Here is a 16,203-nt window from a genome sequence, read left to right as displayed (position 1 = left end):
GCCGAGCGCTACCAGGCGCTCGGCCGCGGCCGGATCGCGGTCGAAGACGGTGACGGCAAAGCCGTTGCGGATCAGGCTGGCGGCAAGGTTTCCGCCGAGATGGCCAAGCCCGATGAAGGCGTAGCTCTTGCTCACGGCATCAGCGGGGTCTGCATCATCTGCAGATGCAGGTCCTTGCCCGTATAGGGGTGCGCGTCGCAGACCGCTTCGTTCAACTCGACGCCGAGGCCGGGCTCCTTCGAGGGGATGACATTGCCGTCCTGCCACTCGATCTTCTTCTTCAAGAGCGTGGCGTGGAAACCGTCCCACTGCTTCAGCGATTCCAGGATGAGGAAATTGGGCAGCGTCACCGCCAGCTGGATGTTGGCCGCACCGACGATCGGCCCGCAATAGCAGTGAGGGGCGACCTGGATGTGGTAGGCCTCGGCCATCGCCGCGATCTTCTTGGTTTCGAGAATGCCGCCGGAGCGGCCGAGGTCCGGCTGCAGGATGGTCGCGGCGCGGTTCTCGATGACGCGGGCGAACTCGAACTTGGTGGTCAGCCGTTCGCCGGTGGCGATCGGGATCGAGGTCGCGCGGGCCACTTGCGCCATGACCTCAGGCATGTCAGGCGGCACCGGCTCCTCGAACCACAAGGGATCATAGGGCTCAATGGCGCGCGCCATGCGCAGCGCGCCGGACGCTGTGAACTGGCCGTGCGTGCCAAACAGGATGTCGGCGCGGGTGCCGACCGCCTCGCGGATCGCCTTGATCATGCGGGTGGACAGGTCGATATCGACAAGACGCGGCTGGTGGCCGTCGAAGGCGGTGTAGGGGCCGGCCGGGTCCAGTTTGACGGCGTTGAACCCCTGTTCGACATATTCGAGCGCGCAGGCGGCGGCGAGATCGGGGTCGTTGTAGACGTTCTTGCCGTGCGCATCCTCGGAGTGGACGCTGCCGGTGTGCGGGTAAAGATAGGTGTAGGAACGCAGCGTTTCGTGCACCTGGCCGCCGAGCAGTTTGTAGACCGGCTTGTCGGCCTCCTTGCCGATGATGTCCCAGCAGGCCATTTCCAGCGCCGAGAAGCAGCCCATGCCTGACACGTCGGGCCGCTGGGTGAAGCCGGACGAATAGGCGCGGCGGAAGAAGTTCTCGATGTCGTGCGGATCGCGGCCGACGAGATAGCGCTCGGCCATGTCCTCGACCATCCGGGCGGTAACATGGGCGGAGAAGGTGGCGTTGTAGGCTTCGCCATAGCCGACGACGCCGCCATCGGTGGTCAACTTGACGAAGATGAAATACTTGCCGCCGATGCCGGGCGGCGGATTGTCGACAACCCAGGTCTTGACGTCGGTGATCTTCATTTTTGGTCCTCCAGAACCAGTTCGGCGCCCTTCCAACCGGTCATGATCGAGGCGGCGTTGGTGTTGCCGGTGATGTTGTCGGGGAAGATCGAGGCGTCGATGACGCGCAGGCCGTCGATGCCGTGCACCTTGAGACGCGGGTCGACGACGGCGCGCGCCGGATCGGGCCCCATGCGGCAGGTCGAGACCGGATGATAGACGGTGCCCGAGCGCTTCCTGAAATCCTGAATCAGGTCTGCATCGGAAGTGATTGACGGGCCTGGCAAAACCTCTTCCTCGATGATCTCGGCCATGGCAGACATCGAGGCGATCTTGCGGACGAATTTCACCGCCGCCAGCATCTCCTCGACATCGGCATTGGTGGAGTAGGCATTGGCCGTTATCCTGGGGTACTCGCGCGGATTGGCCGAGCGGATCATGATCTCGCCACGGCTCGACGGGCGGCAGTTGGACAGGCCGATGGAAAAGCCCGGCCATGGGTCCGGCGTCAGGATCGGGCGCTCGCCGCTTTTGGGAATGACGGTCGAGAACGCCTGGAAATAGAGCTGCATGTTGGGCCGCGTCGCCGCCGGGTCGGTGCGGAAGAAGCCACCGGCATTGTTCATCGACAGCGATAGCGGGCCCGAACGGGTCAGGATATATTGCATGCCGACCAGCAGCTTGCCCCACCAGGGACGCAGCGTCTGGTTGAGCGTCGGCAGCTTGCCCTTGAAGGTGTAGTTGATGCCGACATGATCCTGCAGATGCGCGCCGACATTCTCATTGGCGTGGACCATCCGGATGCCCAGGCCTTTCAGCAGCGCGGAAGGCCCGACGCCGGACAGCTGCAGCAATTGCGGCGAGTTGACCGAGCCGCCCGACAGGATGACTTCGCGACCGGCACGCGCCGACTTCGTCTCGCCGTTCTGCTGGTATTCGACACCGACGGCGCGCTTGCCCTCGAACAGCACCCTGGTCGCCAGCGCCTTCATCTCGACGCGGACGTTGGCGCGCTTCATCGCCGGGCGCAGGAAAGCGCGCGCCGCCGACATGCGGCGGCCGTTGCGGGTCGAGATCTGGTAGACGCCGACGCCTTCCTGGGCAGCGCCGTTGAAATCCGGGTTGAAGGGCAAGCCGGCCTGCTGGCCGGCGGCGAGATAGCGTTTGGTCAGCGGGTGGACGGCGCCCGAACAGTCTGTGACATGCAGCGGGCCGCCGACGCCGCGCCATTGGTCCGCGCCGGCCTGGTTGTCCTCGAGCGCCTTGAAGGCGGGCAGCAGATCGTCATAGCCCCAGCCTGGATTGCCGGCGGCCGCCCAGGCATCGAAATCCTCGCGCGCACCCCGGATCCAGACCATGGCGTTGATTGAGCTTGAGCCGCCAAGCAGCTTGCCGCGCGGCCAGTGGTCGGCATTGCCGGCGAGGCCGGGATCCGGCTCTGCCTTGTAGTTCCAGTTGACCGCGGGATCGAAGAAGGTCTTGCCGTAGCCGAGCGGCATCTGCACGTAGAAGCGGCGGTCGGTGCCGCCGGCCTCCAGCACCAGCACCGAGAAGCGCCCCGAGGCCGAGAGTTTTTCGGCCAGGACCGAGCCGGCCGAGCCGGAGCCGACGATGATGAAATCATAGGTCTGCATGATGGAAATGGGAGGCTCCGAAAGATTGGCTGCAGCCTAGACGCGACGGCATTCCGAAGTCGCCGCGCCATCCGGCATCAGTTGTGAAAAAAGCGACCGTCGAACCGATCAGGTTTGCGGGGATTCCCGACAATCGCGCTTGATATCTATCGTCCCGACAGCCTATGCGATGGCATTATCTTGGCGCATAACTTTTCGGAATTATGCTCTGGCCCACTCTGCGGAAGGCAGGAAATCATATGCGGACCCTCCCTGACGCGTTCATCCCCGAACTGCCGGGCCACTACAGCGGCAAGGTCCGCGAAAACTACGATCTGGCGGATGGCCGGCGCATCATCATCGCCACCGACCGGCTCAGTGCCTTCGACATCATCCTGACCTCGATCCCCTATAAGGGAGAGATACTGACCCAGACGGCGCGCTACTGGTTCGAGGAAACCGCCGACATCTGCCCCAACCATGTTCTCGAATACCCCGACCCGAACGTCGTCGTCGGCACAAGGCTCGACATCCTGCCGGTCGAGATCGTCGTGCGCGGCTATCTGGCGGGAACCACCAGCACCTCGATCCTGACTCGCTACAAGCGCGGTGACCGTGACATGTACGGCATCCGCCTGGCGGATGGCCTGCGCGACAATGAAAGACTGGCGGAGCCGATCATCACGCCGACCAGCAAGGCCGCGCATGGCGGCCATGACGAACCGCTGTCCAAAGCGGAGATTATCGAGCAGGGCCTGCTTACGCCAGCGCAGTGGGACACCGTGTCGGACTACGCCTTGCGGCTGTTCGGCTGCGGCCAGCAGCGCGCCGCGGAACGCGGCCTGATCCTCGCCGACACGAAGTACGAATTCGGCACCGACAAGGATGGGACCATCATTCTTGCCGATGAAATCCACACCCCGGACAGCAGCCGGTATTGGATCGCATCGAGTTACGAACAGGCGCTCGCCAGCGGCAGCCGGCCGGAGAGTTTCGACAAGGATTTCATCCGCTCGTGGGTCTCGGCGCGCTGCGATCCCTATAGCGACCCGATCCCCAAAATACCCGACGAGATCGTCGAACAGGCCTCGCGGGTTTACGCGCAGGCCTATGAGGCGATCACGGGCAAGGAATTCTCGCCGGATCTTTCCGGAGACAGCGTGCTCGATCGCATTCGCACGAATCTCAGGCGCTATTTCTGATCAACCTTTGCCGGGCGTTGGCTGACGGTGCATCAAACGAAAAACCCGCCTGTGCGGCGGGTCACTGGCGCAAATCAGCACCATAGGCAAAAATGTACCATAGCTGAGGTCACCGAGTCAAGAAAAAATTCCTATCGGGAGAAGCTCCGGGGCCTCGTGGCCATGCCGTGGCGCGTTGACCTTCGGGCGCCGTGACGATACGGGATCGAGGGCAGCCGGTCTCGAAGGATTTCTCGCATGGTGCACTACGCTGAAGGACGGCCGCTTGGCGATCTGACGCTGCGCACCCTGGCCATGCCTTCGGACGCCAATGCGGCCGGCGACATTTTCGGCGGCTGGGTGATGGCGCAGATGGACCTGGCCTGCGGCATCCGCGCCGCCGAGCGCGCCAAGGGCCGCGTGGTGACGGCGGCGGTGAAGGAGATGTCGTTCGCCAAGGCGATGAAGATCGGCGACACGCTGTGCATCTACACCCATGTCGAGCGCGTCGGCCGCACCTCGATGACGCTCAAGGTCGAGGCCTGGGCGCAGCGCTACCTCTCCGACCTGATGGAGAAGGTCACCCATGCCGATTTCGTCATGGTGGCGCTGGATGGCGAGGGCAAACCGAAAGCGGTTCCCGCCGAAGGCTGACGCAAGCCGAAAAATCAGAACCGCACTTGCATCGTGGCGCGGACGCCCTGATCGGCCGCTTTCGTCCCGAACTGGCCGGAGTAGCTGATCCCCAGCGTGGTGCTGTCGGCGATCCGGAAATCGAGCCCGGCTCCGACGATGGCTGTATCCCTGGCGATCGGCGCGCCGGCAATGGTGAAGAGGTCGCCACCGGCGAAGGCCATGTCCGCGGTCGGCGTGGTGTCGCCGAAGGCATGACGCCAGCCGAGCGTACCCTGCGCGCTTGCCTGCACCCCGCCGAGGTCGAAGCCGGCCGAGGCACGGAGGCCCAGCGTGGTGAAGGTGGTCTCGGTGGTCGAGGCAGCGGATGTGAGTGCGGCGGCGCCACCCTTTTCCGTGAAGCCGTCGGTGTGCAGGTTGACATAGGCGAGACCGGCGAAGGGCTCGAAGGCAGCCATGCGCGTCTCGACGCGATAGCCGGCCTCGCCGAAGACCTGCGCGGTGCCGGCATCGTATTTCGCCGTCAGCGCATCGGCGAAGCCTGGAACGACGACGTTGCGGCTGGTGTCGATCCGGTTCCAGCTGTAGGCGACGCCGCCGCGCAGGCCCAGGCCGTCCCACTGTCCACCGCCATAAAGGCCGATGTGATAGCTGTCGCTGGAGCCGGACGAGGCACGATCGTCGACGTCGAAACTGGCGTGGCTGTAGCCGGTCAGCATGCCGACCCGCCAGGCTTCGCCGATCGCGGTGTCGCCGCCGGCGAGGAAGCCGCCAGTGGAGCGGTCGAGGCCGGCGGCATTGCCGTCGCCGCTCGCCGTGCCCCAGGAGCCGAAAGCTTGCCCCCACACGACGAAACGGCTGGTATCAGCCTCGACCAGCTCCGGGCCGCCCTCGCCATAAGCCATCACTGGCATGGCGGGAGCGGCAACGTCGCCCATGGCCGCCCGGACGCGGGCGGTTGCGGCATCGGCGACGAAGCGGCTGTCCTCGATCAGCATCCCCTTGGCCGACGCATGAACCTCGCCCGACGCGGCATCCAGCGCCAGGCGCGCGGCATCCTCGTCGGTCATCAGCAGCATGGCCCATGCAAGCGCATTGCCTTCGCCGAGCCGATCGAGCGCTCCGGCGGTCGCGACCTGGTTGCGGGTGGTGGCGACGTTGGCGACCGCGACGTCGTTGCGCGCCAGGGTGAGGGTGATGTCGTTGCCGTCGCCGCCCTGGTAGTTGAGGAGATGGTCGAGGAAGAGAAGGTCGTTGAGATCGCCGACGGAGGCGAAGGTACCGGCGACATCGGCCGCGCCATTGTTCTGGATGATCGTGTACGGCCCGTTGAGCAGGTTCCAGCTCTCGGCCGTCGCCGGCGTCAGGACCAGGTTCAGCGTCGCGCCCGATATGTCGACCGTGCCGCCGACGATCAGTCTGTCGGCGCCGGCCGGGGTCGCCTCGACTTCGAATATGCCGTGGTTGACATAGTTGCCGCCGACCGTCTGCACGCCGATGGAATTGCCGACGCCATGCGTGCCGAGGATGGTGACATTGCCGCCAATGGTGCCGATGCCGCCAAGGCGCGCGCCGGAATCGACCGTGACATCGCCGGCGAGGCTCGCTGTGCCATGGCCGTCGTCGCCGACCACCAGCGTTCCCATGCCGACCGTGGTCAGGCCCGCATAGCTGTTCTGTCCGTTGAGCGTCAGCTTGCCCGTGCCGGTCTTTGTCAGGGAGCCGTTTCCGGAAATGGTGCCGCCGATGACGTCGTCATGGCCGAGCGAGCCGAGCGAAAGCTGTGGCGCCAGCTGTGAATCGTCGATTTGTATGGCCCCATCGCCCGACAGCGAGCCGACATCGAGCACCGAGTCCTGGTCCCGGAAGCGCACCAGCACGCTGCCGCCGGCGCCGTTGAGGATGGTTGCGTGCGCCGCCTGTGATGCCTGCTGGAAATCGAGCGTGCCGCCGGCCTCATTGACCAGCGTTGCCGCTCCGCCGTCCGAATGTCCGTAAAAAGTGGTCGAGCCGCCATTCCTGTTGGTTATCGTGGCGTCTCCGGCGGAGGAGAATTCATTGCTCGAATAATCGTCGTCGAAGGTCGTCCTGCTGAAATAATACGGTATGCCCAGCCCGTCATTGACGATCGTCGCCTGGTCCGCGCTTGCCCCCGTGAAGGCGATGAAACCGCCGCCCTGGTTGGTGATGCTGGCTGTGCCGGCATCGGTTCCGGTGCCGAAATTGAGCCCGCCATAGCCGTCCTGCGCCAGGACGATGGTGGCCGCGCCGGCGGTCGCATTGCCCTGGAAGTTGAGGTCGCCCCGGCCGACGGTGATCGAGAGGTCCTGGGCGCTGACTGGATTGGCGGCATCGGTTCCGGAGAAATAGAGTTTTGGCCAACCGGAGCCGCTTCCGTCGGCGTCCACACGGACAGGCCCGCTGCCGAGCCCGCCCGTTGCTTCCACCACGGTTGCTCCGCCGCCGATGATCGTCCCGCCGCTATAGCTGTTGGCGGAAGTCAGGTGCAGCGTTCCTCTGCCGGTCGTCGACAGCGAGCCCGCGCCGTTGATGTCGCCATTGGCGGAATCGATGAAAAGCCCTTTGCCGGCGCCGACATCGAAGGTGCCGCCATTGGCGCCCAGGGTGATGCCGCGGCTCATATAGAGCGATAGCGCGACGGGCGTTACTTTCAATGTGCCGCCGTCCAGCGTCAGCGCTCCCGCCGCATCGCCAAGGGCCGCATCACGGCTGATGCTCAACGTCCCGCTGTTGACGAAGGTGCCGCCCGAATAGGTGTTGGTGCCGGTCAGCGTCAGGGTTCCGGCGCCGAGCTTGGTGAGCCCTCCTTGGCCCGTCAGTGCCTGGCTCACGGTGAAGGTGTTGGCGCTGTCGGCAATGTCGAAGCTGCCGCCGCCGGGGCCCCAGTTGATCGTGCGGGTGGTGGACTTGAACGAGGTGCCGGTCACTTGCAGCACGCCGCCGTTGAATGTCAGGGCGCCTGAGGCCGCTCCGAGATTGGCGTCCGACGACACCGACAATGTGCCCTGATCGATGGTCCACGACGTCACCGCGTTGGTGCTGCCGGTCAGGGTCCATGCGCCGGTGCCGGTCTTTTCGTAAATTCCGAAACCCTGGTATTGCTGTCCGACGCCTGAGACGTCGAAGCTGCTGTCGACGTTCCCGCCGAGCCTCAACGTGTCGTCGGCGCTGAAGGCCTCCACAGTGCCGCTGATCGCCGAGCCGGCGCGCAGCTCCAGCGTATTGGCACCGCCGGTAAACTGGATCGCATCCGCCTGTGGGCCGCCGCCGTCGATCGAGAATCCACCAGCGAGGGTGCCGCTGTTGGTCACGGTGAGATCGGCGCCGACAATGCCGACCCCGCCGGATCCGGCGAGGTAGCGTGGATCGCCATAGCCGCTGGCGCCGCCCGTGCCGCCCTGCACGGTGCCGCTGTTCTCGATCGTGCCGCCACCCGACATGACGATGCCGCCGCCGCCGACGCCACCGCTACCGTCGGTGCAGCCACAGCCATTCGCGATGCCGCCGCCGCCACCACCGCCACCGGAAATGGTGCCACTGTTGGTCAGGACAATATGGGCACCAGAGAACATGGCGCCGTCGCCGCCGTCGCCGCCGTTGCCATTGATACTGCCGCCGCCGCCGCCGCCGCCGCCAACCAGACGACCGCCGCTGTTGACGAGAGAAGCATTGTCTGCTGATGAGGCGAGGCCATTGCCGCCATTGCCGCCGACGCCGCTTGGGTCTCCGCCGTCGCTTCGGCCACCGCCGCCGCCACCGCCGCCTGTTATGGAGTCGCCATCGTTGATCAGGGTGGTAGCGGAATTGCCGACGCCACCGTCGCCACCGTCGACGCCGGGGGAGCCGCCGGTTCCGCCGGAGCCGGCCACACTGCCATCGCTGCCGCTGCCGCCATTGCCCGCTATCGCTCCGTTGCCGCCGGTTCCCGATGTGCCTGCGCCGTTCCCGCCACCACCCTGGCCGCCGCCGTTGCCGCCATTCCCGCCGGTGCCGTCGGCCATGGCGGGGCTCCAGGCCAGGGTGGCCAGCAGGCAGCCCGCGAGGGCGGTCGAGCGCAGCAGGCCGCGCTTCGAGACGATGGCAATTCGAGTCAAGGCCAGGCTCCCCAGATCAGCACCGACGCAGTCGTGCATGTTCCCGGGGCATAGCACCTGACACCAAGGGCGGGTATCGTTGAAACTAGCTATGCCAGCGGCGCCGCGATCCGCCGGTAGGCCGCGGGCACATGCAGGGCCAGCACGGTTTCGCCGCGCCGCGACCTTGTGTCGAGCGTGCCGCCCAGCCGTCCGGCCCGGGCCCGCATCGAGCGCAGGCCGGTGCCCGGGACGGGCGCTTCCGAGGCGGCATCGAAGCCGACGCCATTGTCCTGGATGGCCAGGCTCAGCGTCTCGCCGCGCCGGTGCAGGTCGATGACGACGCGGCTTGCCTGGCTGTGCTTGAGCACGTTGGTCAGGCCTTCCTGCAGGATACGGACGAGATCGAGGCTTCGCGCCGCCGCCAGGTGGCAGTCCTCCAGCCCGGTCAGGTTCCACACGCAATCGATGTCGCGGCTTTCGCATGCCAGCGTTTGGCGGCGGCGCAGCGGCGCGATCCACTCGGCCAGCGACTGGCCGCCCGTCGGGTCGTCGGCGGCGGTGTCGATGATCACCCGCAACTCGTCGCGCAGTTCCTTCAGCACGGACAGGAAGCGATCGGCCGGAAGGTTCTGCGGCGCATGCTCCAGCATGGCGATCGAATTGACCAGGGTGCCGCCCATGCCGTCATGCAGATTGTGGGAAAGGGACACACGCTCGGCCAGCCTGGTGTTGGCCAGGATGACCTCATGCTGCTGATGCAGCGTCAGCGCAAGTTCCTCCCTGGCGGTTTCGATCTTGGCCGTGAGCTCGTCGTTGAACCCTTCGATGCGGCGCATGTTGGCGACGAAGTTCCAGGCCAGCACCAGCGCCATGCCGACCATCTGGAAGTGGGATGTCAGCGTGATGTAGTAGACGTTGCCAAGAAGGATGCCGAGATAGGTCATCAGGTCATGCACCGCGGCCACGACGGTGAGCGCGTTGACGATATGGAGGACGATGTGGTCCAGCCGATTGCTGCGCCAGGTCAGGCCGATCGACAGGAAACAGGCGCCGATGTAAAGCAGCGACCAGGACAAGGCCAGGAGGTTGAGCATCGGGCCGAGCCACGAATGCGGCGTGGCAAACAGGGCTGCGGCACCGATTGCCAGCGCGGTCCACAGCACTGCTTCGCCCCGGGGAAAGCGGCGCTCGGCGAAACGGATGACGAACAGCACGAAGGCGGCGGCCATGACCATGAAAGAGAGCATGATGAAACGCTGCCATGTGTCGGTCGTCCCGAACGGCCAGGGGCTCGTCACCACGAATTGAGCGAATAGCAAAACCACGCAATCGTCATCAGGGCGAACCAGCCATAGGCCTTCAGGCTTCGGCGCAGCAGCCAGACGACGAAAAAGAAAGTGCCAAGCGCCGCGGTGACGCCGAGATAGAAGACCGGCAGCTCGCGGCGAATCCAGAATTGCTGGACAAAATGGGCACGCGTCGCGGAAGGCGGGCCGATCAGGACCGGACCAAGGCCTGGCTGGTATGGCGCCAGGCCCGAGACCCTGATCAGCAGCGTGTTGGTGCCGGCATGCAGGACCGGGTCCGCGAGCTGCCAGTAGCGGGGCACGTTCCATGAGCGCGTCAACGGCTCGACGAGGAATTCGTCGCGTCCGAGTTCCGCTCCGTTGACGGAGATCGATCCGGCCAGTGTCCAGTAGTTCAGCGCCAGGCCCAGCGGTTCGGCTGCGTCGGGCCTGTCGAAGGTGAGGCGGTACCAGACCACGCCGTCGAAACCGGGCCAGCGCGTCGTCCAATCGTCGGGCAAGGTCACGCTGGTCCAGCCGGTGGCCGGCGGCGCGGCGGCGTCCCAGCCGGATCGCACGGCCTCGATCGTCTTGAACGGCACGGCCCCGTCGGCGGCAAAGGCGATGCCGCCCGGCGCGAGGAGCAGGAATATCAGGGCAAGAAGCCTTGCGACCGCGCCTCGAAGATCGCTTCCGTCCGGGATTTGACCGACAGCTTCTTGTAGATGTTGCGAATGTGGCATTCGACCGTGAACCTGGAGAGGGAAAGGACTCCCGAAATCTCTCGATTGGTGAGCCCCTTGGCAACGAGGTTCAGGATCTCGACCTCGCGCGGCGTCAAGAGAGGCGGGGCCGCGGCGGGCTTGCCGCGCCCCGGCCTGTCGGTGGAAGAACGGGCACGCCCGGACGGCGCCGGCGCCGACACCAGTTCCAGGATGCGCCGGGCGATGAAGGGATCGATCGGCGCGCCGCCGCGAATGGTGCTGCGAATCGAAAGCGAAAGCTCGACGTCGTCGCGCTCCTTCAAGAGATAGCCGGTCGCCCCGGCACGCAGGGCTTCGAGGATGGTGTTTTCGTTGCTCCAGGCCGAGATGACGAGAATCGGCAGCGCCGCGTCGTGCTCGTGCAGGGAGCCGATGAGGTCGATGCCGTTGCCATCGGGCAGGCCGACATCGACCAGCGTCATGGCGAAGGGTTGGTCGACGAGCAGGGCCTTGGCCTGCGCGATCGAGCCGGCGAAAAACAGCTCCTCCTGAGCGTAGCCAAGGCCCCTCAGGATCGAGCGCAACCGCACCTGCATCATCGGCTCGTCCTCGACGACAAGCAGCGGGCTCGGCAGCAGTGCTTCCGATGGCAGGTCGATGGCGGGATGTTCCTTGGACGACATGAACCTCGACGCGAATGGCGGCTTTCACCTGTAGCAGCCGGGCGGAAAATACCCAACCGATCGTACCCAGTCTGCCATGGATCGGTTGCCGCCGACATAGCTGGGATCAGGTAGAGCGAGCCGGGTATGGCCGTTTGTAACAGCGCCCGTGCGGGAGGCGCTTTTCGCGACATCCAACGGTTGCCTCCATGCCCGATCCTGCTGCAATCGGAGGAGAGACAATGCGTCAACATCTGCTGAACGGTTGGCTCGTGGCGGCCCTGGTCGCGACGACCTGCCTGCTCGGCGTGACCGCTTACGCGGAGGTGAAGGAAGACATCTCGCGCGTCGCCTGCACGCGTGGAGGACAGGCTCCTGGCGAGCGGGGCGCACGGTGTGATACCTGTGCCGCCGCGCGATGCGATGTGCGCGCATCAGGAGCCTGAGCGGCAGCCGTCAGGGGACCGCATGAGCGGCAATCCGCCAGCCAAACCGGCGCGTGCATTCGGTTCAACGATCCGCGCAGCCGAGATAGAATTTCCGATCAGACAAGCCGGATGTTGCGTGCGGGGCTGAATCCCTTGCGGCGAAAGGGTTTCAGACGCGGGCGCCGTCGAATTTTTCGCGCGCCGCCTTGACGCGCATGGTGTTGGCGCGCGCCCATTCGCTCAGTGCGCTGACGGGGATCAGCAGCTCGTGGCCGAGCTCGGTCAGCTCATAATCGACGCGCGGCGGAATGGTTGGAAACACGGTGCGGGTGACGAAGCCGTCACGCTCCAGCCCGCGCAAGGTGGTGGTCAGCATCTTCTGCGAGATGCCGCCGACGGCTGCGCGCAATTCGTTGAAACGCAGCGGTCCGTCGCCCAGCTTGCCGACGACCAGAACGGTCCATTTGTCGCCGACGCGCTGCAGGATTTCCGAGATGGCGCGGCAGTCTTCAGAGCGGTGTGGGTGCCTCGGTAACAAAAAAGTGCCTTCTTGTGCATCGCGTTTGCAGTATCTCATATAGCGCAGGTATCCAAATGATACCAGTACTTCGTGCAAGGAGAGCCCTTATGTCCAAACCCAGAATTGCCATCGTCGTCGGATCGACGCGCGCCGCTCGTTTCGCCGATGTGCCAACCCAGTGGATCGCCAAGATCGCCAAGTCGCATGCCGACATCGATGTCGAGATCGTCGACCTTCGCGACTTCCCGCTGCCGTTCTTCGACGAGGTCGCATCCTCCGCCTGGGCGCCGTCGCAGAACGAAGTGGCACAGCGCTGGCAGAAGAAGGTCGCCGAATTCGACGGCTTCATCTTCACCGCCGCCGAATACAATCACGGCCCGACCGCCGTGCTGAAGAATGCCATCGACTACGCCGCCAATGAATGGAACAAGAAGCCGGCCGGCTTCGTCGGCTATGGCAGCGTCGGTGGCGCTCGCGCCGTCGAACAGCTCCGCCTTCATGCCGTCGAATTGCAGATGGCGCCGGTCAAGTCGGCCGTCCACATCGCCTGGGGCGATTTCCTCGCCGTGCGCCAGGGCGAGAAGAAGCTGGAAGATCTCGAGCATCTGAACCAGGCCGCCACGGCGCTGGTCAACGATGTTGCGTGGTGGGCCAAGGTGCTCAAGGCAGCGCGTCAGGCCGATGCCGTCGCCGAGGAAGTCAAGGCGGCCTGACCGCCGGTTCGATTTATCCTCCCAAGGATATGGGGCGGCGCTTGCGCCGCCCTTTTCAATTATAGCGGCTCGAATCGAAAGCTGGCGCCGGATCGGACGACGCGGCCAACACCGGGCGAATCCAGGTGCGCGCCGGCAACGAAACAATGATCGTCGGCAGCAAGCGCCAGCAACCGCAACCGGCTTTCGCGCGCCTGGTCCTGATCGGCATCGAATTCCCACGTCACCTCAGGTCGATCGAACTGAAGCGATGGGACGTGAACGGTGTCGCCCCAAATCAGGAGGCGTTCGCCGCCGCCAGAAACACGAAAGCAGCTGTGTCCCGCTTCATGGCCATGAGCGTCGACAATGTCGACATGTGTCCCGATACGGTCTCCGGCTTCGAAGGGTTCCGCCATGCCGTGAAATCGTTCGAGCCGCGCTTCGGCACGAAAAAAGCCGAGCTCTTCCGCGGGAACGAGCAAGCGCGTCAGGCGCGGGAAAGCGTCGCGGCCGTCGGCAAGCACAAGACCATGGATGTGGTCGAGATGCGTGTGGGTGAAGCAGACGGTACGGACTCGTCCGGCATCGATGTCAGCTTCGTCCAGTGCCTCGGGAAGTCGGCCCATGGTCGGATGCCAGGCGTTCGAGGCGCCGGTATCGATCAGGATGATCCCGTTTCCATCGTCGATCGCGAAGGCATTGACGGAAAGCCTGAGTTGACCATCAACCAACGTGACTTGTTGCGGCAATTCATCGCCAAATGGCTTGTCGCCGCGTTGCCGAAGCCGTCCGATCGGCATGTCGACATAGCCATCGCGCAAGGAGATGATGCGCAAGTCACCAAGATTGTAGGTCTGATAAAGGCCGCCTGAAGCTATGCGGTGCATTTTTTCCGATCCGTCTGTAGACAATCGACAACATGCGACGGGCCAGCTGCGTCGGCAACCCGCCCCGTCAATTCGATCTGTGCCATGTGTGCGTGCGTCGCCTGCCGTGGCCGGATGATGCAGTCGGCGAGGCGGTCCGTTTCGTTCAACTCGCCGGCATGGTGCTGATACCCTGATGTCACGATAGCCTCGGCCCAATCGGGGTTGGACTGCTACATCGACCGGGCTGCCATCTGGTCGCGCCCTTTGCCCTGATATATCCGGCTGCGATCCGTCACATGAGTGAAGCCGTGAAGACATCCAGCCCGACCGGCGCCGTTTCCCCGATGATCCCGGTGCTCGTATGCGCGCTTGCGATCTTCCTGCTGTCCGGGATGGATGCGGCGATGAAGATCCTGGTCATCGCGGTCGGGGTCTACAACACCTTGCTGTGGCGCAGCATGGTCGCGGCCGTGGTCGCGGGCGCAGCCTGGTTGGCGGGACCACGCTTAAAGCCGACCATTCCGGTGCTGAGGCTGCATGCGCTGCGTGCCGCAATTGTCGGCGTCGTGCTGATATCCTTCTTCTGGGGCTTGGCCAGGCTGCCGCTCGCGGAGGCGATCGGGCTCAGCTTCGTGGCGCCCTTGTTTGCGCTGTTTCTCGCCGCGCTGCTGCTGGGCGAACGGATCCGACGCCAGGCTGTCTGGGCATCGTTGGCCGGCATCGCCGGCGTCGCCATCATCATGGCCGGCCAGTTCGGGCAGGCAGACTATTCGCAGGACGCCATGCTCGGCACGGCAGCGGTGCTCGTATCAACCGTGTTCTACGGATACAATCTGATCCTCGCCCGGCAACAGGCGCAGTTGGCCAAGCCGATCGAGATCATGCTGTTCCAGAACCTTTGCGTTGCCATCCTGCTCGGCCTCGCGGCACCCTGGCTTGCCGTCGCCCTGCCGAGCGATCTTTGGCTTCCTTTGGCCGGGGTGACGGTGCTGTCGCTCGCCGGGCAATTCCTGATGAGCTGGTCCTACGCCCGCGCCGAAGCGCAATATCTGATCCCGACGGAATACTCGGCCTTCATCTGGGCGGTCGCGCTTGGCTGGTTCTTCTTCGGCGAGGAGGCGACCTGGACCACGCTGACGGGAGCGTGCCTGATCGTCGCCGGCTGCCTGATCGCCGCGCGGGCCAATCCCAGGCTTGCCGAGCCCATCGAAGTGGCGGTTTGAACGTCGACGTTCAACGCCCCGCAGGATCGCGAAGTACCCCAGTCTCCACCTCGTGCATGAAGTGAGCGATGAGAGCCGCGCATTGGCGATGATGCGTTTCGAGAAGCATGTGCCCGCTCTCAAAGACATGGATTTCGACGGCGTCGAGATCGCGGCTGTAGGCCATGATCTCGTCCAGCGCGAAGAAGGCGTCGTGGCGCCCCCACAGCACCAGGCATGCTGGCTGTTGGTCGCGGAGATAGGCCTGGATGGCCGGGAAGCGCGCGATGTGCGAACCATAATCGGTGAAGAGTTCGAACTGAATGTCGGTGTTGCCGGGCCTCGCCAGGCGCTCCGTATCGAGATACCAACCCTCGGGCGGAAACAACACTTTCAGACGCTCGGGGAGACCGCCGATATACTGATTTCGGGTCCCCTCGAAATTCATCCAGTCCGGCAGTCTGGCGCGGTTTTCTTCAGTCGGTTCGGCGAAGAACGCCTTCGGCGCGTCCCATTCCGGTCCCAGCCCCTCGTCATGAGCGTTGCTGTCCTGGGCGATCAGGCCGAGGATGCAATCCGGCCGCCGTGTGGCGAGATGATAGCCGACGGGCGTGCCGAAGTCAGTGATGTAGAGGAAGAATCGCTGGAGGCCGAGGGCCTCGATGAAGGCTTCGATCGTGCTGGCCAGGTTGTCGAACGTGTAGTCATAGGCATCGGTGGAAGGGGCGGACGAAAAGCCGAAACCGGGCAGATCCGGCGCCACCACATAGGCTGTCTCCGCCAGCGGTTCGATGACATTGCGATAGACGTGCGACGAAGTCGGATATCCGTGCAGCAGCAGGATTGCCGGTCTGCCGGGATCGCCGGCATGACGGTAGAAGATGTCGAGGCCGTCGACATTGATGGTTTCGTGGCGGGTCTTGTAACGATTGCTGCACATCCTCTCCCTCCCAGGGGTTCCGCGCCGATCTGGCGACGCGCTGGCTTTGAC

At 64.7% G+C, this 16,203-nt stretch carries 15 protein-coding genes; 5 read left to right on the top strand and 10 right to left on the bottom strand.

From position 1 onward, the window contains the following. The 3 genes from LB519_RS29645 to LB519_RS29635 all read right to left on the bottom strand — a co-directional run. The coding region (locus tag LB519_RS29645; RefSeq protein ID WP_318011977.1) for an NAD(P)-binding domain-containing protein at nucleotides 1-135 on the bottom strand (135 nt) is incomplete at its 3' end. After that, nucleotides 132-1,343: a mandelate racemase/muconate lactonizing enzyme family protein gene (locus LB519_RS29640; RefSeq protein ID WP_224621818.1), complete on the bottom strand. Its 1,212-nt coding sequence runs from the start codon at nucleotides 1,341-1,343 to the stop codon at nucleotides 132-134. The genes LB519_RS29640 and LB519_RS29645, both read right to left, overlap by 4 nt. Then, on the bottom strand, nucleotides 1,340-2,956 hold the full coding sequence (locus LB519_RS29635) for a GMC family oxidoreductase (RefSeq protein WP_224621817.1): 1,617 nt from the start codon (nucleotides 2,954-2,956) through the stop codon (nucleotides 1,340-1,342). The genes LB519_RS29640 and LB519_RS29635 overlap by 4 nt, the downstream gene beginning before the upstream one ends. Nucleotides 2,957-3,195: 239 nt before the next feature. On the opposite strand from LB519_RS29635, the gene LB519_RS29630 reads away from it, so the two are divergent. Further along, nucleotides 3,196-4,137: a phosphoribosylaminoimidazolesuccinocarboxamide synthase gene (locus tag LB519_RS29630; RefSeq protein ID WP_027162131.1), complete on the top strand. Its 942-nt coding sequence runs from the start codon at nucleotides 3,196-3,198 to the stop codon at nucleotides 4,135-4,137. A gap of 237 nt (nucleotides 4,138-4,374) precedes the next feature. After that, nucleotides 4,375-4,770 carry an acyl-CoA thioesterase gene (locus tag LB519_RS29625; RefSeq protein WP_024504171.1) on the top strand — a complete coding sequence of 132 codons (396 nt, stop codon included), beginning with the start codon at nucleotides 4,375-4,377 and terminating at the stop codon, nucleotides 4,768-4,770. Between the two features lie 14 nt (nucleotides 4,771-4,784). Here the strand turns inward: LB519_RS29625 and LB519_RS29620 are convergent, their stop codons facing one another. The 4 genes from LB519_RS29620 to LB519_RS29605 form a co-directional block, all read right to left on the bottom strand. Then, nucleotides 4,785-8,864, bottom strand: a complete 4,080-nt coding sequence (locus LB519_RS29620) for an autotransporter domain-containing protein (protein WP_224621816.1) — start codon at nucleotides 8,862-8,864, stop codon at nucleotides 4,785-4,787. Between the two features lie 89 nt (nucleotides 8,865-8,953). Next, complete coding sequence (locus LB519_RS29615) at nucleotides 8,954-10,171, bottom strand: sensor histidine kinase (protein WP_224621815.1); 1,218 nt, start codon at nucleotides 10,169-10,171, stop codon at nucleotides 8,954-8,956. Beyond that, nucleotides 10,141-10,734, bottom strand: coding sequence for a hypothetical protein (locus LB519_RS29610; RefSeq protein WP_224621814.1), 594 nt, complete (start codon nucleotides 10,732-10,734; stop codon nucleotides 10,141-10,143). Before LB519_RS29610 ends, LB519_RS29615 begins: the two co-directional genes overlap by 31 nt. A gap of 50 nt (nucleotides 10,735-10,784) precedes the next feature. After that, nucleotides 10,785-11,519 carry a response regulator gene (locus LB519_RS29605; protein ID WP_032808595.1) on the bottom strand — a complete coding sequence of 245 codons (735 nt, stop codon included), beginning with the start codon at nucleotides 11,517-11,519 and terminating at the stop codon, nucleotides 10,785-10,787. 221 nt (nucleotides 11,520-11,740) lie between these two features. Between LB519_RS29605 and LB519_RS29600 the strand changes: the two genes are divergently transcribed. Next, a complete protein-coding gene (locus LB519_RS29600) occupies nucleotides 11,741-11,944 on the top strand; it encodes a hypothetical protein (RefSeq protein ID WP_081714341.1) in 204 nt (67 codons plus the stop codon). Nucleotides 11,945-12,095: 151 nt separating this feature from the next. Here LB519_RS29600 and LB519_RS29595 read toward each other — a convergent pair whose 3' ends face one another. Beyond that, the gene (locus tag LB519_RS29595) at nucleotides 12,096-12,464 is read right to left on the bottom strand and encodes a winged helix-turn-helix transcriptional regulator (RefSeq protein ID WP_024504168.1); all 369 of its coding nucleotides are present in this window, start codon (nucleotides 12,462-12,464) and stop codon (nucleotides 12,096-12,098) included. Between the two features lie 89 nt (nucleotides 12,465-12,553). Between LB519_RS29595 and LB519_RS29590 the strand changes: the two genes are divergently transcribed. Continuing rightward, nucleotides 12,554-13,159, top strand: coding sequence for an NADPH-dependent FMN reductase (locus tag LB519_RS29590; RefSeq protein WP_064994510.1), 606 nt, complete (start codon nucleotides 12,554-12,556; stop codon nucleotides 13,157-13,159). Between the two features lie 59 nt (nucleotides 13,160-13,218). Here LB519_RS29590 and LB519_RS29585 read toward each other — a convergent pair whose 3' ends face one another. Next, entirely contained in the window at nucleotides 13,219-13,941 is a 723-nt protein-coding gene (locus LB519_RS29585; RefSeq protein ID WP_224621820.1) for an MBL fold metallo-hydrolase, read from the bottom strand. Nucleotides 13,942-14,306: 365 nt separating this feature from the next. Here LB519_RS29585 and LB519_RS29580 point away from each other — a divergent pair, with 365 nt between their 5' ends. Continuing rightward, nucleotides 14,307-15,233: a DMT family transporter gene (locus tag LB519_RS29580; protein ID WP_024504166.1), complete on the top strand. Its 927-nt coding sequence runs from the start codon at nucleotides 14,307-14,309 to the stop codon at nucleotides 15,231-15,233. Nucleotides 15,234-15,243: 10 nt separating this feature from the next. Here the strand turns inward: LB519_RS29580 and LB519_RS29575 are convergent, their stop codons facing one another. Continuing rightward, the gene (locus tag LB519_RS29575) at nucleotides 15,244-16,152 is read right to left on the bottom strand and encodes an alpha/beta fold hydrolase (protein WP_224621813.1); all 909 of its coding nucleotides are present in this window, start codon (nucleotides 16,150-16,152) and stop codon (nucleotides 15,244-15,246) included. Nucleotides 16,153-16,203: the final 51 nt, after the last annotated feature.

It is taken from the genome of Mesorhizobium sp. AD1-1 (genome assembly GCF_020164655.1).
In the GTDB taxonomy this organism is placed as follows: domain Bacteria; phylum Pseudomonadota; class Alphaproteobacteria; order Rhizobiales; family Rhizobiaceae; genus Mesorhizobium; species Mesorhizobium ciceri.
Note: the sequence above shows the minus strand (reverse complement) of the source record. Positions and strands in the feature narration are given on the sequence as shown.